The following is a 19392-nucleotide window of genomic DNA, read 5'->3' as shown; positions in this document are numbered from 1 at the left end:
AATAAACATGTATCTTGAAAAATATTGTGCAAAGGGGGAAACACATTGTCGAAAATTTACGGTGCGGTGGTGGATTCCGAGACGCGCTGCATCCATTATGCTTCTCCATTGGATGTGGTTGCGATAAAGTTTAAGTGCTGCGGGAAATTTTATCCTTGCTACCGGTGCCATGAAGAAGCAGAAGATCATCCGGTGGCACGCTGGGAAGAGCAGGAATGGAATGAAAAAGCCATTCTTTGCGGCGTATGTAAACACGAACTTGCAATCCGTGAATACTTGGCAGCAGGGCATTGCCCCCATTGCGGCGCCTCGTTTAATCCGGGATGTGCCAACCATTACCATCTTTACTTCCAGATGGAGCCGTCCTGCGGTGTGCCAGTAGAGAAAAAACAATCTAAAACCGAATAGGGGACAGCTTTGTTACCGCTTTAAAAATTCACAGTAGGGCCTTTATAAAGTTGTAAAACGTTTTAAGTCACAAAATAGTCAAGGCGGCCTTTAAAAAGCACGTAAAGACCGTCTCAAGTCAAAATTGAATTGCTTTTCACCTTGACCACCTTCATAAAATATGATATGGTTAACTCAACCAAAATACTTTAGTATATTAGAGTGCTAACATAATAAAGAGAGAATGGTAGGAAGTGAAAAAGATGTTTTTACCGGAAGGCAGCCAGGATGAGATTGGCACAATTGTCGCCAACCGCTCAAAAGTGTTTGAAACATTCCGCCGGACAGCGGAGCAGCGGAATTACACGGAAATCTCAACGCCGCTTGTGGAATATGCGGAAACTTTTACAAACGAAAAAGTCGGCATGAAGCTGCAAAATATGCTGAAATGGTTTGACGCCCGCGGCCAGATTGAAGTGCTCCGGCCGGACTGGACGACGTCAATCGCGAGAGCGCTCTCGCAGAAACCGTTCCGGCAGTATAAATGGGCATACCAAGGTTCCATTTTCAGGCAGGAAACGCCGGGCCTTGAAAGCCGCCAGGTTGGGATTGAAATCGTGGATCTGCCGGCGATTTTAGGGGAAAGCGAATGTTTATTTTTTGCCAATGATTTTTTCGGCAGGCTCGGGTTGGAAGCTGTGATGGTCGAACTCGGCCATGCCGGCATATTTGAAGAATTGGTGGCGCGGCTTGAGTTGCCGGCCGGACAGGTTGACAGATTAAGAGGCGCGATGCACGATAAACGAAAAGACGAAGTTTACGGGATTGCGCGTACCGGAGGAAACAAAAAAATCGCGGAAGAACTCGCAGCGCTCGTTGATGCGTACGGCCCGTTCCAAATGATCGAAACGTATTTGGAACGCTGGAAAGGCGAGCCGGAACTGTCCGAAAAACTCAAACATATCCAAAAGTTAGGGGAAACATTGTTTTCCATTGGCATGGAAGACGTCATCATCGATCTTGGCAGGGTGAAAAACCTTCCTTACTATACCGGCATTTTGTTCAGGGGATTTTTAAAAAAAACCGGCACGTCCTGTTTTTCCGGCGGGCGCTACGACAAACTGTATGAACAGTTTAACCGTAATACAACCGCAGTCGGAATTGCCTTTGACGCGGATATTTTGGCGGAGCAGCTCGATCGTGCCGGAAACCGGGAAAAAATCTGCATCATTGCCAATGAAGAAACGCTTGCCGACGCGGAAAAACTGAGATCAACATACTCATCAAGCATCGTGGATATCCGGTTTGAAAAGCCGCAAAAAGGCGAGTTCAGCACAGTGCTCCGCTTTACAAACAAGCACGGCAAATGGGAGGCGGAAGAAATTTGACCATCAGCATTGCATTGACAAAAGGGAGAGTTGAAAAACAATTTTTGCAGTATTTGCAGTCGCGCGGATTTGACGTCGGGCCGCTCATTGAAAAAGGCAGGAAACTCCTTGTTGAAACGGATGAATTCACCTGTATTTTCGTCAAAGGATGGGATGTGGCGACTTATGTAGAATACGGGATTTGCGACCTCGGCATCGTCGGTGAAGACATTTTGGCGGAAACCCGGCCGGATGTTTTTGATTTAATGCCGCTTCCATTTGGAAAATGCAGGTTTGCGCTGGCAGGGAAACCGGAAAGCATTCGTCATAACCGGAAACGGAGAATCGCAACGAAATACCCGAATGTTACACAGCGCTTTTTTCGCGAAAAAGGCGAATCGGTAGACATTGTCAAATTGGAAGGGTCCGTTGAGCTGGCGCCGATCGTCGGGCTCGCGGATGCGATCGTCGATATAGTGGAAACAGGTACGACCCTAAAGGAAAATGGCCTTGTCGTCATTGAGGAGATCCAGCTGATCACAGCTAGGCTTATTGCCAACCGTTCGGCTTTAAAAATAAAGAAACAGTCCATCCAGCCATTTATCGAAAAACTACATGGAGAAGGGGTTTACAAATGATCAGGGAATACACGCAGGAAGAATTTGCTGAAAATTTTTTGCGTTCCAAAAATAAGGGCGGCGCGCTCAATGAAGAAGTGTTAAAGACAGCGAAAGAAGTACTCGAAGATATCCGCTTAAACGGGGATGCGGCCGTCAAAAAATATGTTGCCAAATTTGACGACGAAGTGCCGGATACATGGGAAGTTTCCGCCGAAGAACGTAAACAGGCGTGGCAGGAAGTTTCGCAGGAGGTCATTGAGGCCCTGAAAAAAGCAGCTGAGAATATCCGCAGTTTCCATGCCAAACAGCTGCAAAACTCGCGGATCATGCAAATGGGTGAAGACATCGTTTCTGGGCAGCTGTTCCGTCCTGTTGAAAGAGTCGGAATTTATGTGCCGGGCGGGACAGCCTGCTATCCATCGTCTGTTTTGATGAACGCGATTCCGGCCGTTCTGGCGGGCGTAGAAGAAGTGATCATGGTGACGCCGGTACGGGAAGGCACAAAAATTGCCCCGATCTTATCGGTTGCAGCCGATATAGCAGGCGTTAACACGATTTATAAAGTCGGCGGCATCCAGGCGGTCGGCGCGCTGGCGTACGGGACGGAAACGATTCCGGCCGTTGATAAAATCGTCGGCCCGGGGAATGCATATGTCGCGGCGGCAAAATCGCTCGTTTACGGCACGGTTGGCATTGACATGATTGCTGGCCCGTCTGAAGTGGCAGTTATCGCTGATGAAAATGCCAACCCGGTTTATATCGCAGCCGACCTGATTGCCCAGGCCGAACATGACAAAAGTGCCCGGACTTTCTTGTTCACAACGTCACGCAAGTTAATTGAGGAAACAAAAGCGGAACTGGAAAAACAATGCACTGTCCTACCGCGCCGTGAAATTGCCGAGGCATCGATTCAAACGCAAAGCGCAGCCGTGCTGGTTGAAAATATTGATCAGGCTTTTGAACTTTCCAACCGGCTCGCCCCGGAACATTTGGAAATCCAGGTCCAAAATCCGCTCCAGCAGCTTTCCAAAGTAAAAAATGCCGGATCCGTATTTCTAGGTGAAAACACGCCGGAAGCGATCGGCGATTATTATGGCGGCCCGAACCACGTCCTGCCGACATCCGGAACGGCAAGATTTTCATCCGGCTTGTCGGTTGACGATTTTTATAAAAAAATTACGTACTTGTATTATTCCGAAAAAGCTTTGCAGGAAGCGGCGCCGCAGGTCATTGCGATTGCCAATGAAGAACGGCTTGCTGGGCACTTGCGGGCGGTTGAAAAACGGGTGAAAGGGTGAAAAAATTGCGCACAGCGGCAAAAAGCAGAAAAACAAATGAAACATTCATTGAAGTTGCCGTCCATTTAGACGATCCAACAGAAGTATCGATTGAAACAGGCATCGGCTTTTTTGACCATATGCTTGAATTATTTGCCAGGCATGGGCGCATCGGCCTTGTTGTAAAAGCAAAAGGCGATCTGCACATCGACAGTCACCATACCGTCGAAGATGTTGGCATTGTGCTTGGGCAATTGGTCCGGGAAGCGCTCGGCGATAAAAAAGGCATCACCCGGTACGGCTCTGCGTATGTCCCGATGGACGATTCGCTCGGTTTTGTCGCCATTGACATCAGCGGCCGGCCATTCCTTCATTTTGATGCGGAATTTGACAATCCAAAGCTCGGCAATTTTGACACCGAGCTCGTGCACGAATTTTTCCAGGCATTTTCGTTTCAGGCTGCGATGACGGTGCACGCCAGGGTGTTATACGGTGTAAACACGCACCATAAAATCGAATCGCTCTTTAAAGCTTTAGGTAGGGCGCTCCATCAGGCTGTGGCGGTCGACCCGGAAATCAAGGGCGTAAACTCGACAAAGGGGCTGATTGAATGATCGCAATTGTGGATTACGGCATGGGCAATATCGCGAGCGCTTCGAACGCTTTCCGCACGCTCGGCTATGACGTCGTTGTAACGGACGACCCGGAGCAGCTGAATGATGCATCCCATATCATTCTGCCGGGGGTCGGCGCGTTTAAGGCCGCCATTGAAGAAATTGAAAAACGGGGGCTGAGGCCGGTTTTGCAAGACCTCGCACGCAAAAAACCGTTCCTTGGCATCTGTCTCGGGATGCAGTTATTATTTGAAACCGGGTTCGAAAATGGCGTTTCAAAAGGGCTTGGTTTTATCCCCGGAACGGTTGAACTGATCCAGACAGGTGAAATTTTGCCGCATATCGGCTGGAATACTCTTGATGTGAAAGCGGGTTTCCCGTCCTTCAAACCTTTTCAAAATAAACACGTGTATTTCGTGCATTCTTACCAGGCGAAAACAAGCGCGCCTTATATTGTTGCCACAACCGATTACGGGGCGGAAATCCCCGCGGTTGTCCGCAACCGGAATGTATACGGCATGCAGTTCCACCCGGAAAAAAGCGGTAAAGTCGGCATGGCGCTGCTAAAAACATTTTTGCAGGAAAGCAGTTTGGAGGTACAGGCATGAGAATCATTCCTGCTATTGATTTAATTGACGGAAAATGCGTGCGGCTTTACCAGGGCGATTTCGCAAAGACAACAGAAGTTGCGCCTGATCCTGTAACCCAACTCAAACGGTTCATTGCTGACGGCGCGGAATTGGTCCATGTCGTGGACCTTGATGGTGCCAGAACCGGGAGGCCGGCGCAGCTTGAATTGATTGAAACATTATGCAAAGCATCTTCTGTGCCGATTGAAGTCGGCGGTGGCATCCGCGATCTGGATACGGTGCGCAAATATGCGGAGATCGGTGCGGACCGGATCGTGCTCGGCACCGCCGCCATTGAAAATCCGGAATTTTTAAAAGCGGCAGTGAAGGAATTCCCGGAAAAAATCGTTGCCGGCATTGATGCGAAAAACGGCAAAGTGGCAACCCACGGCTGGCTGTCGGTTACGGAGATGGATGCAATCGATTTTGCGAAAGAAATGGAATCGCTCGGTGTCCAACGCATCGTGTTTACCGATATATCAAGGGACGGCACGATGAAAGGCCCGAACCTCGAAGCGTTAAAATCACTGCTCGATGCGGTCAGCTGCGACATTATCGCATCCGGCGGCATTACGAGCGAAGAAGACGTGAAAAATTTAAGCGCAATCGGCATTCAAGAAGGGATTGTCGGCAAAGCGATTTATGAAGGTAAAATCCGGCTGAAGGGGGCGGAAAAATGATCGCAAAACGGATTATCCCATGCCTTGATGTCAAAGACGGGCAGGTTGTAAAAGGCACAAATTTTGTCGGGCTCCGCAACGTGGGCGATCCGGTTGAGCTTGCGAAGTTTTATTCGGAAAGCGGCGCCGATGAACTGATTTTCCTCGATATTACCGCCACCCATGAACAGCGTGATACGGTTGTCAACATGGTAAAAAGGACGGCGGAAAATGTGTTCATCCCGTTTACGGTCGGCGGCGGCGTGCGTACGATTGACGATGTCACCCGTCTGTTAAAAGCCGGTGCCGATAAAGTGTCGATGAATTCGGCGGCGGTCCGGAACCCGGAACTGATCCGCAAGTCGTCAGAACGGTTCGGGGCGCAATGCGTTGTTGTCGCAATTGATGCGAAAAAGGTCGCCGAAGGAAAATGGCATGTGATCGTAAACGGCGGCCGCATTGATACAGGCATTGACGCCATTGAATGGGCGAAGGAAGCCGAACGGCTCGGTGCTGGGGAAATCCTTCTCACGAGCGTCGATACGGACGGGGTCAAAGACGGATTTGACCTGCCGCTGACAAAAGCGGTTGTGGAGGCCATTAAGATTCCGGTGATCGCATCCGGCGGCTGTGGCAATCCGGAACATTTCCTGAAAGTATTTCAAGAAACGAATGCCTCTGCGGCCCTTGCCGCTTCCATTTTTCACGAAGGCACGTATACCATCAAAGAAGTAAAGGGCTGCTGCAGCAAAGAAGGGGTGAATATTCGTGAAGCTTGATTTTTCAAAAGGGCTGATCCCGGCAATTGTGGTGGACGACAAAACAGGCGATGTACTCATGCTCGCGTATATGAATGAAGAAGCGTACGAAAAGACGCTTGAAACAAAAGAAACATGGTTTTATTCCCGCTCCCGCGAAACGCTCTGGCATAAAGGCGAAACGAGCGGCAATACGCAAAAAGTGAAATCGATCCAGGTCGACTGCGACGCTGACACGCTTTTGATCCGCGTAGACCCGGAAGGCCCGGCCTGCCATACTGGGGAAAGGACTTGTTTTTACAGGGCCATTGGCGGGAACGGGGAAGTGGTTGAGGGAGATTTTTCAAGCCGGAGAATTTTTGATGTATTAACAGAGGAAATCGAAAGCCGTAAAACTGAACCGGTCGAGAATTCCTATACGAATTACCTGTTTGATAAAGGCATTGATAAGATCGCGAAAAAATTTATCGAAGAAGCGGGCGAAGTCATCATCGCAGCGAAAAATAACAGCAAAGAAGAACTCGTTTACGAAACGGCGGATTTGCTGTTCCATACTTTTGTCCTGCTTTCCAACCAAAATGTAAAACTGTCTGAAGTCGAAGCGGAATTGTGGAAAAGGTCGGCGAAAAAAGGCAACAGCAAAGGCGACCGGAAAAAAATTGAGAAGTGGTGAGTTATAATCCGGCAGAAAAAGGGCTGGCCATTTGGGGTCAGCCCTATACTTATTTACAAACCTGGATGTAATAATATAATGTCGTACCGTCTTTGACAGTCGACAGTACATGATGCCCGTGCCGTTTACATGAAGCCGGCACATTGATGAATGATTGTGGGCAATCGGCGATGACTTCCAATATTTTGCCGTCTTCCAATTTTTCGATTGCCTCAAGCGTGTAAAGTTCAGGATAAGGGCATGATTCCCCGCGGACATCAAGTGTCGCGTCCACAACGAAGTTTTCAGCCATCTTCATTTACCTCCTTTAGATTATGCTGTTGTCTTTTTGGAAGGCAATGTGCTTTTCACAGCAATTTTTCTCGTGTACCAATTTTCCCTCCAAATGATAAGTAAATAAAGTACAACCAGGAATGCGCCGGTGCTAAGCAATGCCCCGCCCCATCCGAGCGAGGAAACGAGGTTCACTTCCGGCCATCCTTTTACAAATACATCGAATACGCCCCAATGGTCCCAGCCGTAAGCCAAAAGGGTCGCGCCTGCCACATTTCCTGCGCCGACGGCAATAAATTGCACCTGGCCCTCTGTAATCCGGTACATCCATCCCGTTTCACATCCGCCCGCAATCACAATCCCTACGCCGAACAGAATGCCGCCGATAAACGCCCCCGGGCTTGCCCAGTGGACGACAGGCGCGATGCCTTTGAAAATAAAAATGGCCGTTCCTACGGTCTGTACCGCCATGCCGGCAATGATCGCTTTTCCGAGCGTACCCCGGCCTGTAAGCCATAAATCCCTGAGCCCGGAAGTAAAGCAAATTTGCCCGCGCTGTATCAGCATCCCGAAAACCGCCCCGAACAGCGCAGCCATCCCGAGCATGGCTTTTCCGGCAGAAATATAGTAGGCCGCAATCAGGATGATGATGATCAACACGACGAACGCGGCATAAAGCTGCTTGTTTTGTTTTTGCGCGGACGGGGAAGCCGTTTTTGCAGGGCGGAGGCCAAACTCTAATTTTGGTTTTCCTTTAAAGACCGGCAAAACCGCGAGTTTGACACCAAAATACGTTCCGATCGCAGTCCCGGCAATAAAGAACCAAGCGTGGAGCGAAAACTGCGGCAGCCCTGTAAAGAATGCGGCCAGATTACATCCCATCGCCAGGCGCGTTCCAAACCCGGCAATAACGCCACCGATAAATCCCCATACCCAGCGGCGTTTCTGGCGGGGAAATTTCCATTTAAAATTTTTGCTGATGAGTGCGCTGAATAAACTGCCGAGCAGCATTCCCATGACAAGCCAGCCATCCGTCCGGTCAACCGGCTCCCCGATGAGTTTAATTTCCTTGAAATATGCCCAATCGGAAGTATCCACGTCAAAAAGCTGCAGCAAATTGCCTCCCCAGCGTGTAAACTCTCCGGTAACGGCCCAGAGTGTTCCGGTCAGCCCAAAATAAAAAGCGGCAAAAACGCCGGCCAAAAGTAAGACAATAAATGGATTCCAAAATCGGTTAAAACATTTATTGTGGACTTTTTGCAATAAAGCAATGATCAAAATTACGGCCTCCTCTCTTAAATTTTATTGTGTCGTAAATAACACAATTATCATTATAGCAAATTTTTCAGGTCATAAATGCCGGAGTCTGGGAAAATCAGCGTTGGATCTCCGGAAATCAGTAGAAAATAAAAGAACGATTAGCGGAAGCAGGCAAAAATCTCTGTTAGAAATGCCTCCAGCGTATCATTTCAGAAGCAGTTCCCTTTATCCCAAAATGAAAAAATGATAAAATAATGAAACATATCACATTAGAAAGGGGGAGGTGGCTCGAGTCCGGCATCGGCCGCTCAAGCCAGTGAGGAAACAAATGAGAAATAATCAGAAAAGCGGAATGTTTTACGCATTTTTCGCTTATTTTTTGTGGGGGCTTTTTCCACTGTACTGGAAGCCGATTGAACAGGTGCCGGCCATTGAAATTTTGGCGCACCGCATTTTTTGGTCTTTTATTTTTATGATTGTACTTTTATTCTTTTTAAGGAAAATGGCAGATTTGAAGTCCAGTATCATGGACGGCATCTACCATCCTCGCACGCCGCTTTTATTGCTTCTGGCGTCTGTGCTCGTCAGCGCAAACTGGTTTATTTACATATGGGCGGTCAACCACGGCCATGTCATTGAAACAAGCATGGGGTATTACATCAATCCGCTCGTCAGCATCCTGCTCGGGATCATTTTTTTAAGGGAGAAGTTGAACCGCTGGCAGCTCATTGCTTTTCTGCTTGCAGCATGCGGGGTGGGCATCCAGACGTTCAGCTACGGGCATATTCCGTGGATTGCGATCGGCCTTGCGCTCACATTCGGGTTTTACGGCCTTGTGAAAAAGAAAGTAGATATCGATGCGTTCCTCGGCCTGACATATGAAACATTCTTTGTCATGCCGGTTGCGCTCATTTATTTAACGATCATTCAAGTAAAAGGGGCAGCTTCTTTCGCAACGGTTTCTCCGATGACGACCGCGCTTTTGATCGGTACCGGGATCGTGACGGCTGTGCCGCTGATTTGTTTTGCGCAGGGGGCGAGGAGAATTTCGCTGACGATGATTGGCTTTTTCCAATATTTAACCCCGACAATGACGCTCATTTTGGGCATTGCCCTTTTCAAAGAACCATTTACGCATGTGCAGCTTTTGTCATTCTCTTTTGTTTGGCTGGCACTGATCGTATTTTCCATTTCGGGAATCATACCGAAGAAAAAATTCCATTTGGAGGAAATCGCTTAAAAAGCGGGCCTTTCCGGCAACGGATCGGCCTGCTTTTTCGGCCCATTTTTTTTTAGATATAATGAAATAGGAAGATTGGGCATTTCAATCACAAGGGAGAATTTTGCCATGTCCAAGTTTCAGTTCCGTCCGGCGGCTTTTAAAATGATTTTTTTCATCTATATTTTGAGCACATTTTTCTTTTCGCTCCTCTATGTCCTGCCTATTTCGCACAAACAGCCGCTCGGTTTCGTTGACGCCTTTTTTCTGTCTGCTAGCTCCATCAGTGCGACAGGGCTGACGACTTTTACGGTCGCAAACACACTTACATTGGCAGGAAAACTCATTTTGCTCATCCAGATGGAATTCGGCGGGATCAGCATTATGGCATTAGTCGGGGCGCTTTTAATTTTGCTCCGGACCAATGCACCCGTTCCGTCGCAAACGCTGATGATTTTTGACCAGAACCAAAACAGTAGCCGCTCGATTTCGAAATTGATGTCCTTTATTGTTACATATACTATTGCGGTGAAGACGGCAGGATTTTTGTTGATCCTGCCGTCAGCACTGGAGAATGGCAGCAGTGCTTTTGCCGCTTTTTTTCTCTCGGTTTCCACATTTACGAATGCCGGATTTGAGATTTTCGGCAATGGTCTTGATGATTTTAAAGGGAAGCCGTTTGTTTTATTTGTGTTAAGCTGTATGATCATACTCGGCGTCCTCGGCTTTGCGGTCGTGATGGAACTTTTGCATTCACGAAGGAAAAAGAAAAGCCTTTATTTTAAAGTAAATGTTTTGATGCATCTCGTTTTGCTTGCCGCCGGCTTTCTCTTTTTCTTTCTGGCAGACTTTATCAATATGCCAGGATTTTCATGGAAAGAAAGAATCGTCCAGTCCCTGTTTTTCAGCGCCGCGCCAAGAAGTGGGGGACTTGCTTCGCTCGATTTGCATCTGTTTTCTTTCCCGTCGCTCTTATTCATGATGGTGCTCATGTTTATCGGCGGATCACCAAGCAGCTGCGCAGGTGGCATCCGGACAACTACATTTGCGGTGATCCTGGCAAAACTTTGGTTCACCATCCGCGGTTCGAACAACGCACATATGTTTAGACGTACATTGTTTACGGAAGATGTAAATAAAGCATTTCTCGTTTTCTTTTCCTTCCTCTTTATCTTTTTTACTTCATTTTTTGTGTTGTCTTTTACAGAAAAAGCGCCGCCTTTTGCGCTCGCTTTTGAGACAATGTCGGCGTTAACGACATGCGGATTTCTTTGGGGATCACGGCCGGGCTGACGGTATTCGGAAAACTGTGGCTCTCTTGTCTGATGCTGGTCGGCCGGCTCGGGGTGATCATTTTGATTTATACATTTTTGGAAAATAAAAATCAACGATGATATATACAAAAGAATCGATTTTAATTGGTTAGGGGTGAGTGTGTGAAAAATTTAAAAAAGTTTTCTCGTGCTCGGGCTCGGCCGCTTTGGATCAAGCGTCCTCAAGGAACTGGCAAGGCTCGGGTATGATGTAGTCGGCGCGGATAAAAATGAAAAAGTGCTCCAGGATGAGGAACTGCAGGATGCCGCCGCGTATTTGGTGGAGGTGGATGTCACGAGTACGATGTTTCTTGAAGAATTGAATGTGGCCAATTACGATGCGGTCGTTATCAGCATGGGGGACGATTTTGAATCCGCGATCTTAACGGTGCTTGCTTTGAAAGATCTCGGTTGTGAAACGATTTACGCCAAGGCGAATGATAAAAAGCGGGGAAGAGGATTGAAAGGGGCAGGGGCTACCGATGTATTTTACCCGGAAGAAGAAACGGGACGCCGCGTCGCTTACCATATTGCGAATCCGGACATTTTGCAGTACATCCGGCTGTCGCCGTATTGTTCAGGAGTTGAAATGGCAGTGCCAGAAGAATTTATCGGAAACACGCTGGCACAGCTGGATTTCCGCCGCAAATACAATGCGCTTGTCGTCATGATTACATCAGACAGCGAAAAAGTCCCGCTTGTCTCGCCCCCGTCTGATTATGTTTTCAAGGCCGGTGACACCATTTTTATGGTCGGCGAAAAAAAAGACCTGGAAAGGCTGCGGAAAAAATTTTAGTAGCGGGCGGGGTTTGCAAGGACAAGGCCGCCCCATTAAAGACGTTTTAAGTTTATAACGTCCGAGCAAAATGTCTTTCATGGCTGCTGAGAAATATACATTTTGAGATTATTCCGTTTATAAACCAGAAAAAGTTGCCCAACGTCATGGAAATGTTTCTCATTTTATATCCCGGCCCTTTTCAACACTCTTCACAGAATTTCTAATGAAAATTTTTTCACTCCCAATATACCATTCACTTGGAATATATCCTATTCAAGATAAACAAAACTTTTCGGGAATTCGCCGGTATATTCCGCGTCCGGCCGGAAGATCGTGTTGTTTTGCGCCTGTTCCATCGCGTGGGCGGTCCAGCCGACGACACGGCTTGCCGTGAAAGTCGGGGTAAATAAATCATCAGGCATGCCGAGCGACCGCATAATTGCTGCTGCGTAAAATTCAACATTTGTATACAGCTTCCTGCCCGGCTTGAATTGTTCCAGCAATTTTACCGCCGTCTTTTCAACATGCAGGGAAAGGGAAATCCAAGGATCATCCTGCCCGGCTTGCAGTAAAATTTTTTTTAAAGCGAGTGCGCGCGGATCTTTTGTTTTATAAATCCTGTGGCCGAAACCCATGATTTTTTCGCCGTTTTCAAGTTTTTTCCTGATCCAATTTTCGGCGTTTTCTATTGTGCCAATTTCATTCAGCATTTTCGTGACTTCAGAAGGCGCCCCGCCATGGAGTGGGCCTTTCATTGTCCCAATTGCGGATGTGACAGCCGAAACGAGATCCGATTCGGTTGATGTTGTGACACGCGCGGAAAACGTGGAGGCGTTCATGCCGTGTTCAAGCGTCAAAACCATATACGCTTCGAGCGCGCGTACATGCGCATCTGGCGGCTCTTTTCCAGTAAGCATATATAAATAATTTTTGACATGCCCGTATTCAGGGTTCGGAACAATCGGGGCCAGACCGGATATTTTCCGGTGCCAATAAGCAATCATCGTTGGCAGCACAGCCGTTAACCGGATTGCCGCATCTATAGAAGGCTGCCATGCACCCAGACTGGAAACGGCGGTGCGCAGCACACTCATGAAATCGATATCGTTTGGCAGCAGATGCAAAATTTTTTCCGTGTGTGAAGGGATTTGGCGGTATTGTTTCAATTTTTCCGAGAAATTTCCGAGCTCCTCACGGCCGGGAAAATGGCCGTTCCAAAGAAAATATGCGGCTTCTTCAAAAGTACGGCTGGCAGCGATTTCCTTCGCTTCTTTTCCGCGGTAAATGAGTATGCCGCGCGCGCCGTCTATAAAACTGATGGCCGTTTCGGCAGCTTTGATCCCTTTTAAACCAGGGCTGATCATATGCATCTTCCTTTCTTGTTATTATCATTATAAATGTTATAATTGATTAAAAAAATTAAATAATCATAATCAAATCAATTAAAAATGATAATCAAGGGGGGAGGAAGATGGATTTTAAATGGCTACATACATTTATCACAGCGGCAAAATATGAAAATTTCCGGAAGACGGCAGAAGCCCTCTATATTTCACAACCGACTGTAAGCGTCCATATGAAACTGCTGGAAGAGGAGATTGGTAGTCCCTTGTTCCAAAGGGAAGGCAGGAAAGTGCTTTTAACTGAAGAAGGAAGGACGTTTTTGCCGGTTGCCAAGCGCTTGCTGCAAGTATATGAAAACGGCCTGGAAGATATGGAACAGTACCGGCAGGGCTATTCGCAAAAGCTGGCGCTGGCAATGTCCCCATTGATCGGGGAATCGATCATGCCGTTCGTTTTAAAAAAATTTATGACCATCCATCCGGAAATCGATATATCCATCAAAGTGCTGGAATCAACCTATATTGCGGACGCAGTGCTTTCAGGCGAAGTGGATTTGGGGTTGTCGCGCTTGGAGGTCAAGCACTCGGAACTAAAATGCAGGCCGCTGTATGAAGATCCGGTTCTGCTTGTCGTGCCGCATGACGGGGCAGACAGCGAATCCGCGCCTCCGCTTGACGCCCGCGATGTGCTAAGAAACAATACATTATTTACGCATAACCATCCTGAATATTGGGAAGGCATGCTCAGGACATTGCGCGCGGAATTTCCTTTGCTGCGCACGATGCTTGTATCCCAGGTACATGTCACAAGAAGGTTTATTATCGAAGGGCTTGGGGTTTCTTTCTTGCCGGAATCCACCGTGCGCAGGGAACTGGCGGAAGGCCGGCTGTTATCGGTGCCGTGCCCGTTCTTGCAAATGCCGGTTGCGAGGACGTATGCGGTTTTAAAATACGAGCACAGGAAAGAAAGGCAATTTCTTGAATTTTTAAGCCAATTCCGGTTTTAAGGAAAAAGACAGTCCCAAAAGCCTTTAAAAAGCTAAGAGAATGCGATAATCGCGAAATTTACGACACTCCTTGCGGAAAAAGCGAGCAAATTTTTGCGGTCATCAAAAATGGGTGCCCTTTTGCCAAGCTTATCGGGTTTTGGGACTGCCCCTTTCCAGTTTTCTTACATTTTTTGCAAAAAAATTGTTGCTGTCAAGTACCGCCTTGCCAGCATTTGAAAATAAGCGGTGAACACGGATAACGTTGCAATCACAATTGTATTGCGGATCGCTTCTTTTTTCGGGTCATTCGGAGGTATATATTCTGATATCATTTCTTCCGCTTTTTTCGTAATCATACTCTCCATTGCGGCAATCATATGTTTATGGCTTCCAAATGGAAAATTTTCCGCTTCCCGCATCGTATTTAATTCTTCAAAAAGCTGTGAATAGGTTGCATACAGCTGGACAGGATTGATCAAATCATCGTGTTCGTCTTCCGGATCGTTGACAATCAGCTTTAATAGCTTGCGGATCGAGTCAAAATCAAGCGCTGTTTTTAAATCCTCCACCAAAAACAATAGCGCCATCTGCTCAATCGAGTATTTTTTTCCCTTTTCAGGTGCGACAATCATCTCTTTAATATCCCGCTTAACCCAGTTTTGAATGGCGGTAAGGGTAAAATTCGTATTTTCGATCTGGCTGCCGAGCGCCACAATTTCATTCAATGAGAATCCGAAATCATCCGTATTTTTCTTGAGGATTTTCGTGAAAATCGGGGGCATCACAGCAGAAGCGAAGGATCGGGCCGGATTTCCACCGTTTTTCTTCACCCATACTTTCTGCAAAAATGCGGCAGGTGTTTGCGGGCCCCAGCCTTTCAGTGCTAGTAAAAGGTCTGCCATTTCCCTGCGCGTCATTTGAAAAAGTTCCACGTCACAGCACCTCCCAATCATTGCCATGCTACTTTTAATCGTATGATTGAAAAGTTGAAAAGTCAATGACAGCCGGTTGAAATCGTTTCATATCCGGCATGCGGGGAAAATAAAAACCATTGTGAATCTTACTATATTAAAAAAAACCTTGCATTTTTATCAATAGGTTCATATAATAAGTTCATAGGAACCTAAAATATCACTCGATGAGAAAAGGGGAAATCAAGTTGAAGAAATTTTTCATGCTGCTAATGTCTTTGACGTTAGTTTTTTCAGTCGTTGGCCTAAACTTTTCGCATGCTGTTGATGCAAAGGGTTACCGTTCAGTGAAGCGTTCCTACCAGTCGGTACCGAAAACGACAACGCCTTCAACGAAACAAAATTCACAATACCAGTCAAAAACAAACCAAAATACAACGTCCATATTCGGCAATAAGTCGAATACGGCTTCATCTTCTTCAAAAGGCAGCTTTGTAAAAGGGCTGCTGCTTGGCGGATTGGGCGGTATGCTGTTCGGATCGATGTTCAGCCATCTGGGCGGACTGGGGACGGCTTTAACGGCTATGGCCAATATTTTAATGCTCATCGCATTGGTATTGATCGTTATTAAACTGTTCCAGTCTGTTTTCAATAACCGTAAAAAAGATCGCGAGGTATATGAACGATGGAAGAACTAAAGCTTACTGAACAAGAACTGATCAATGCGGTCTGCTCCTATGTAGCGGACCAGCATTATGCATATCCGGAAAATGTGATGGCGGTGCTCACGTACGATGACGGGATCGGCTACGGGGCCGATGTCGAATTGAATGGCAGGGATCTTGAGCCCTTGACCGAACCGAAGCTGATCCAGGCGATCCGCAAATATTTGGAAGAACAATATAGCATTGACCCGTTTGCCGTCAGCATCCGGCTTGAAATTGAAGACGTTGAAGGCATGGTCGCGTATGTAGACTGACAAAAAGCTTGGCACGAATATTCGTGCCAAGCTTTTTTTGAGGCCGGAAAACAATCGAACATCCTCCATGATTACGGTATAATAAAAAAGGGGGGATGAGATGTACTGGAAACTAAGAATTCCTATGCTTCTCTTTATCTTTGGTTTTGTGGCGGGATTATATCAGAAATTCCCTGATTTTTTTCTCGCCGGTATAAATGATTTCATTGGAAGCGCAACTTATATTGGTTTGGTTGCCGTCTTGTTTTTGATGTTGGAAAAAATAAAAGTAAATGAGAAAAAAGTGCATTTTTTGATCGGGATTGTCATCATCAGTTTCGGCTTTTTGTTTGATACATTTATGGTTTGAGAGTTAAATTCATAATTTTATGAAAATGCATTACACTAAAAATACAACTTAGAAGGCTTTCATTCATGTACACAACGGTATTTTTCAAACTCAGCTTTTACTATAGATTTATCACACATACCGATCCTCCCCTGCACCGATGCCTGCCAAAAGCATCAGCCCGCCGACTGCCATCATTATCATGATCGGGATGTTCCAGATGTGTGCATAGTCGTACAAATAACCGACAAAAAAAGGTCCGACCGCCGCAATGAGATAGCCTGCCGACTGGCTCATGCCCGACAAATTTGCGGCTTCGGCAGCCGTTTCGGAACGGAGGCCGATGAATGCCAGCGCGAGGCTGATGCTTGCGCTCTGGGCTATCCCGATTAGGATAATATAGATCCACATCATAAAAATGCTCCCGCAGAACCACAAGCCGGTGAGCCCGCTTAAATAAAAAACGGCAGTCCCGAAAACGAGGCTGATCTGGTTTTTCAACTTGTCCGCCCAGATCGGCGCCATAAAAGTAGCAGGGAGTCTGACAAACTGCATAACGGACAGCATTCAGCCGGCGGCCGCAAGCCCCACATGCCGGCTCACCATAACTTCCGCCAGCCATGCAATCGTGTTGTAAAACAAAAAGGACTGAAGGCCGAGAAACAATGTTACCTGCCAGGCAAGCGCTGATAACCAGACGGATCCGCCGTCCGCAGCGCGGTTCGCAGAAAACGGCATGCGGCTGCGCTCACGCAGTTGCGGAATCCATACAACAATAGCCAATAGGCAGACGATCCCCCAGACAAAAAGCCCTCATCTCCATCCGAGGCCAAAGCCGTTTACAAGCGGCACGCTGAGGCCGGAAGCGAGCGCCGCAAAGCCGCCCATCACTGTTGTGTAGATGCTTGTCATCAGGCCGAGTTTTTCAGGTAGCCTGTGCTTGATCAGGCTCGGGAGGAGCACATTCCCGACAACGTTTCCCGTCCCGATAAAAGCCGTACCTACACAAAAAGCAGGGCAGCGCTGCCGCATGACCGGATCAAGATGCCGACCAATAAAACGATCATTCCGAGAAACAGCGCGAGCTCCTGGCCGAGCCGGTTCGCCAGCTTCGGAGCAAGAATCAGCGCAAAAGAAAGAAGCGTGAGGGTTGTAATGAAACCTGCCGCTGCGTTTGACAAATGGAGTCCGTTGCGTACGGCGCCGACAACCGGGCCGACAGAAGTGATTGCCGGCCGCAAATTTGCTGCAATAAAAATGATACCGAGGACCAGAACCGATCCTGATAAAGCTTTTACAAGGTCTTTCTGTTGACCCATCCTTCATACTCCTTTAAAACTTTCCCGACTTAAAAATTGAAAACAAAAGCCACAAAAGCATCAAGGTTGCGACACCAAACCCGATTTCGATGATCGGATTTTTCCAAATCAAGGAAGATTGGCCGCTGATGGAGGTGCCGACCATCAGTCCGACCATCATTATGCTGAAGGCGAGCAGGACAATCGCAAATGAAAGGCGGTTGCTGATCCTGTCCAGTTTTTCCAAAAATAAATGCAGGTCCGGGATGACAATTTCCATCCTGAATTTTCCTTTCCGCATCGTTTTGGATATGTCGCGCAGATTTTTCGGCAGTTCCAGCAGGATTTCCACTTGATCAAGAAACGTTTTCCAACCTTTTTGGGCGATCCTTCCCAGACGGAATCTCTCTTTCAGCAGCCTTTCCCCAAACGGGCGCGCCGCTTCGATCAGGCTGAATTCCGGGTCAAGTGATTCCACGACGCCTTCGATTGTAATTAACGATTTACCGAGAATCGTTAAATCGGCCGGAAACCGGATGTGGTATTTGAATGCGATATGGTACAAATCGTTAATGGCTTCCCGTAAACTCAACTGGCTGACCGGCACATCGTAATATTTTTCGCGAAGGACCTCGACATCTTCCCTGAGCATGTGCAGGTCCGCGTCATCCGGAATCTCGGCAAGGGCATCGACCGACTTGATAATGGCATTTGAATCGGCCCGCATTAACGCAATGACGAGCGAGGCGCAGTGGTATTTTGTTTCTTCCGTCAGCCGCCCGACCATGCCAAAATCCATATAACAAAGGATATCCCCCGGGAGGACGACAAGATTGCCGGGGTGAGGGTCGCCATGGAAAAAACCGTCGACAAAAATCTGTTTCAGCATGGAATGGATGAGCCGATCGGAAATGGTTTTTCTCCGGTAGCCGAAAACATCCCCGTTGAAAAATTCGCTGATTTTCCTGCCCTTTATGTATTCCATTGTCAACACTTTTTTTGTTGAAAAATCCCAGTAAATCTTCGGGATGCAGACGGTGCCATCATCTTCAAACTGCTTCGCGATCCGTTCCGCATTCCGGCCTTCATGGTAATAATCGAGTTCAGACAAAATCGCCTGGGAAAATTCATCGACAATTTCCCGCAATTGGTAGTCCCTCGCCCATTCAAAACGGGACTCGAGCGACATCGATATGTCTTCCAAAATTTCCAGATCTGTTTCAATAATCGGGCGGATATTCGGGCGCTGTATTTTGACGGCAACCGGTTCTTCCGTATGCAGTTTTGCCTTATGAACCTGTCCGATCGAGGCAGTGGCAAGCGGCTCCGCGTCAAACTCGGCAAATAAATCGTCCACGCCTGACCCGAATTCTTCCTTAATAATCTCTTTTACTTCATCGTAAGAAAAAGGAGGCGCGTTATCCTGCAGTTTTTCTAGCTCCACAATGATCGACTCCGGCAAAAGGTCCCTGCGCGAGCTGGCCACCTGCCCGAGCTTAATAAAAGTCGGCCCCAAATCTTCCAGGAACTGCCGGATCCTTTCGCCGGTACTACGGTGGGCTGTGCGGGGGGATGAGGTTTTTCCCTGAGAAAAAGGAAGCAGTTCCACAAGCCCAAAATCACTGATGAGATAGCCGAGACCGTTTCGGATCAGCGCACCGGCGATTTCTTGATATCTTTTCCCGTGTTTCATCTTCCTGCGAAGCAAACAACCACC

22 protein-coding genes and 1 pseudogene are annotated in these 19392 nt (G+C 47.5%); 17 read left to right on the top strand and 6 right to left on the bottom strand.

Features of this window, described 5'->3' with window-relative positions:
• Positions 1-45: 45 nt before the first annotated feature.
• The 9 genes from GBH70_RS10155 to hisIE all read left to right on the top strand — a co-directional run bounded on the left by GBH70_RS10155 (position 46) and on the right by hisIE (position 6984).
• Positions 46-408 (top strand): CHY zinc finger protein, encoded by a 363-nt coding sequence (locus tag GBH70_RS10155; RefSeq protein ID WP_151680935.1) that lies wholly within the window; start codon positions 46-48, stop codon positions 406-408.
• Positions 409-650: 242 nt separating this feature from the next.
• Complete coding sequence (locus tag GBH70_RS10150) at positions 651-1775, top strand: ATP phosphoribosyltransferase regulatory subunit (protein ID WP_151680934.1); 1125 nt, start codon at positions 651-653, stop codon at positions 1773-1775.
• Positions 1772-2392, top strand: coding sequence for an ATP phosphoribosyltransferase (gene hisG / locus GBH70_RS10145; RefSeq protein WP_151680933.1), 621 nt, complete (start codon positions 1772-1774; stop codon positions 2390-2392). Before GBH70_RS10150 ends, hisG begins: the two co-directional genes overlap by 4 nt.
• The gene (gene hisD / locus GBH70_RS10140) at positions 2389-3672 is read left to right on the top strand and encodes a histidinol dehydrogenase (RefSeq protein WP_151680932.1); all 1284 of its coding nucleotides are present in this window, start codon (positions 2389-2391) and stop codon (positions 3670-3672) included. Before hisG ends, hisD begins: the two co-directional genes overlap by 4 nt.
• 5 nt (positions 3673-3677) lie before the next feature.
• Entirely contained in the window at positions 3678-4265 is a 588-nt protein-coding gene (gene hisB / locus GBH70_RS10135; protein WP_172967530.1) for an imidazoleglycerol-phosphate dehydratase HisB, read from the top strand.
• The gene (hisH, locus tag GBH70_RS10130; RefSeq protein ID WP_151680930.1) at positions 4262-4873 is read left to right on the top strand and encodes an imidazole glycerol phosphate synthase subunit HisH; all 612 of its coding nucleotides are present in this window, start codon (positions 4262-4264) and stop codon (positions 4871-4873) included. The genes hisB and hisH overlap by 4 nt, the downstream gene beginning before the upstream one ends.
• Positions 4870-5574: a 1-(5-phosphoribosyl)-5-[(5-phosphoribosylamino)methylideneamino]imidazole-4-carboxamide isomerase gene (hisA, locus tag GBH70_RS10125; RefSeq protein ID WP_151680929.1), complete on the top strand. Its 705-nt coding sequence runs from the start codon at positions 4870-4872 to the stop codon at positions 5572-5574. Before hisH ends, hisA begins: the two co-directional genes overlap by 4 nt.
• Positions 5571-6332, top strand: a complete 762-nt coding sequence (hisF, locus tag GBH70_RS10120) for an imidazole glycerol phosphate synthase subunit HisF (protein WP_151680928.1) — start codon at positions 5571-5573, stop codon at positions 6330-6332. Before hisA ends, hisF begins: the two co-directional genes overlap by 4 nt.
• Positions 6322-6984, top strand: a complete 663-nt coding sequence (gene hisIE / locus GBH70_RS10115; protein ID WP_151680927.1) for a bifunctional phosphoribosyl-AMP cyclohydrolase/phosphoribosyl-ATP diphosphatase HisIE — start codon at positions 6322-6324, stop codon at positions 6982-6984. The genes hisF and hisIE overlap by 11 nt, the downstream gene beginning before the upstream one ends.
• Before the next feature lie 49 nt (positions 6985-7033).
• On the opposite strand, the gene yedF is transcribed toward hisIE, so the two are convergent.
• Together yedF and yedE are read right to left on the bottom strand one after the other, a co-directional pair.
• Complete coding sequence (gene yedF / locus GBH70_RS10110; protein WP_151680926.1) at positions 7034-7276, bottom strand: sulfurtransferase-like selenium metabolism protein YedF; 243 nt, start codon at positions 7274-7276, stop codon at positions 7034-7036.
• Between the two features lie 20 nt (positions 7277-7296).
• On the bottom strand, positions 7297-8535 hold the full coding sequence (gene yedE, locus GBH70_RS10105) for a selenium metabolism membrane protein YedE/FdhT (protein WP_371862186.1): 1239 nt from the start codon (positions 8533-8535) through the stop codon (positions 7297-7299).
• Between the two features lie 310 nt (positions 8536-8845).
• Between yedE and rarD the strand changes: the two genes are divergently transcribed.
• The 4 genes from rarD (at position 8846) to GBH70_RS10090 (ending at position 11845) form a co-directional block, all read left to right on the top strand.
• The gene (rarD, locus tag GBH70_RS10100; protein ID WP_253693727.1) at positions 8846-9757 is read left to right on the top strand and encodes an EamA family transporter RarD; all 912 of its coding nucleotides are present in this window, start codon (positions 8846-8848) and stop codon (positions 9755-9757) included.
• Between the two features lie 108 nt (positions 9758-9865).
• Positions 9866-11029, top strand: a complete 1164-nt coding sequence (locus GBH70_RS10095; RefSeq protein ID WP_253693723.1) for a potassium transporter TrkG — start codon at positions 9866-9868, stop codon at positions 11027-11029.
• A complete protein-coding gene (locus GBH70_RS17515; protein ID WP_259370057.1) occupies positions 10996-11130 on the top strand; it encodes a hypothetical protein in 135 nt (44 codons plus the stop codon). The genes GBH70_RS10095 and GBH70_RS17515 overlap by 34 nt, the downstream gene beginning before the upstream one ends.
• A 67-nt stretch (positions 11131-11197) precedes the next feature.
• On the top strand, positions 11198-11845 hold the full coding sequence (locus GBH70_RS10090; protein WP_253693719.1) for a potassium channel family protein: 648 nt from the start codon (positions 11198-11200) through the stop codon (positions 11843-11845).
• Positions 11846-12096: 251 nt separating this feature from the next.
• Here GBH70_RS10090 and GBH70_RS10085 read toward each other — a convergent pair whose 3' ends face one another.
• Positions 12097-13191, bottom strand: a complete 1095-nt coding sequence (locus GBH70_RS10085) for a citrate synthase/methylcitrate synthase (protein ID WP_151680924.1) — start codon at positions 13189-13191, stop codon at positions 12097-12099.
• A gap of 107 nt (positions 13192-13298) precedes the next feature.
• On the opposite strand from GBH70_RS10085, the gene GBH70_RS10080 reads away from it, so the two are divergent.
• Positions 13299-14177, top strand: a complete 879-nt coding sequence (locus GBH70_RS10080; protein WP_151680923.1) for a LysR family transcriptional regulator — start codon at positions 13299-13301, stop codon at positions 14175-14177.
• Positions 14178-14341: 164 nt separating this feature from the next.
• Here the strand turns inward: GBH70_RS10080 and GBH70_RS10075 are convergent, their stop codons facing one another.
• Positions 14342-15091 carry a DUF1836 domain-containing protein gene (locus GBH70_RS10075; RefSeq protein WP_151680922.1) on the bottom strand — a complete coding sequence of 250 codons (750 nt, stop codon included), beginning with the start codon at positions 15089-15091 and terminating at the stop codon, positions 14342-14344.
• A gap of 227 nt (positions 15092-15318) precedes the next feature.
• On the opposite strand from GBH70_RS10075, the gene GBH70_RS10070 reads away from it, so the two are divergent.
• The 3 genes from GBH70_RS10070 to GBH70_RS10060 all read left to right on the top strand — a co-directional run bounded on the left by GBH70_RS10070 (position 15319) and on the right by GBH70_RS10060 (position 16398).
• Entirely contained in the window at positions 15319-15768 is a 450-nt protein-coding gene (locus GBH70_RS10070) for a hypothetical protein (RefSeq protein WP_151680921.1), read from the top strand.
• On the top strand, positions 15756-16049 hold the full coding sequence (locus GBH70_RS10065; protein ID WP_151680920.1) for a DUF2653 family protein: 294 nt from the start codon (positions 15756-15758) through the stop codon (positions 16047-16049). Before GBH70_RS10070 ends, GBH70_RS10065 begins: the two co-directional genes overlap by 13 nt.
• Positions 16050-16149: 100 nt before the next feature.
• Positions 16150-16398 carry a hypothetical protein gene (locus tag GBH70_RS10060; protein WP_151680919.1) on the top strand — a complete coding sequence of 83 codons (249 nt, stop codon included), beginning with the start codon at positions 16150-16152 and terminating at the stop codon, positions 16396-16398.
• Between the two features lie 111 nt (positions 16399-16509).
• Here GBH70_RS10060 and GBH70_RS10055 read toward each other — a convergent pair.
• Together GBH70_RS10055 and GBH70_RS10050 are read right to left on the bottom strand one after the other, a co-directional pair.
• Positions 16510-17696 (bottom strand): annotated as a pseudogene (locus tag GBH70_RS10055) (CynX/NimT family MFS transporter).
• 13 nt (positions 17697-17709) lie between these two features.
• Positions 17710-19383 carry an ABC1 kinase family protein gene (locus GBH70_RS10050; RefSeq protein ID WP_151680918.1) on the bottom strand — a complete coding sequence of 558 codons (1674 nt, stop codon included), beginning with the start codon at positions 19381-19383 and terminating at the stop codon, positions 17710-17712.
• Positions 19384-19392: the final 9 nt, after the last annotated feature.

Source organism: Weizmannia acidilactici (assembly GCF_008974225.1).
In the GTDB taxonomy this organism is placed as follows: domain Bacteria; phylum Bacillota; class Bacilli; order Bacillales; family Bacillaceae_C; genus Weizmannia; species Weizmannia acidilactici.
The sequence above is the reverse complement of the archived record's forward strand: the minus strand, read 5'-3'. Positions and strand labels throughout refer to the sequence as shown.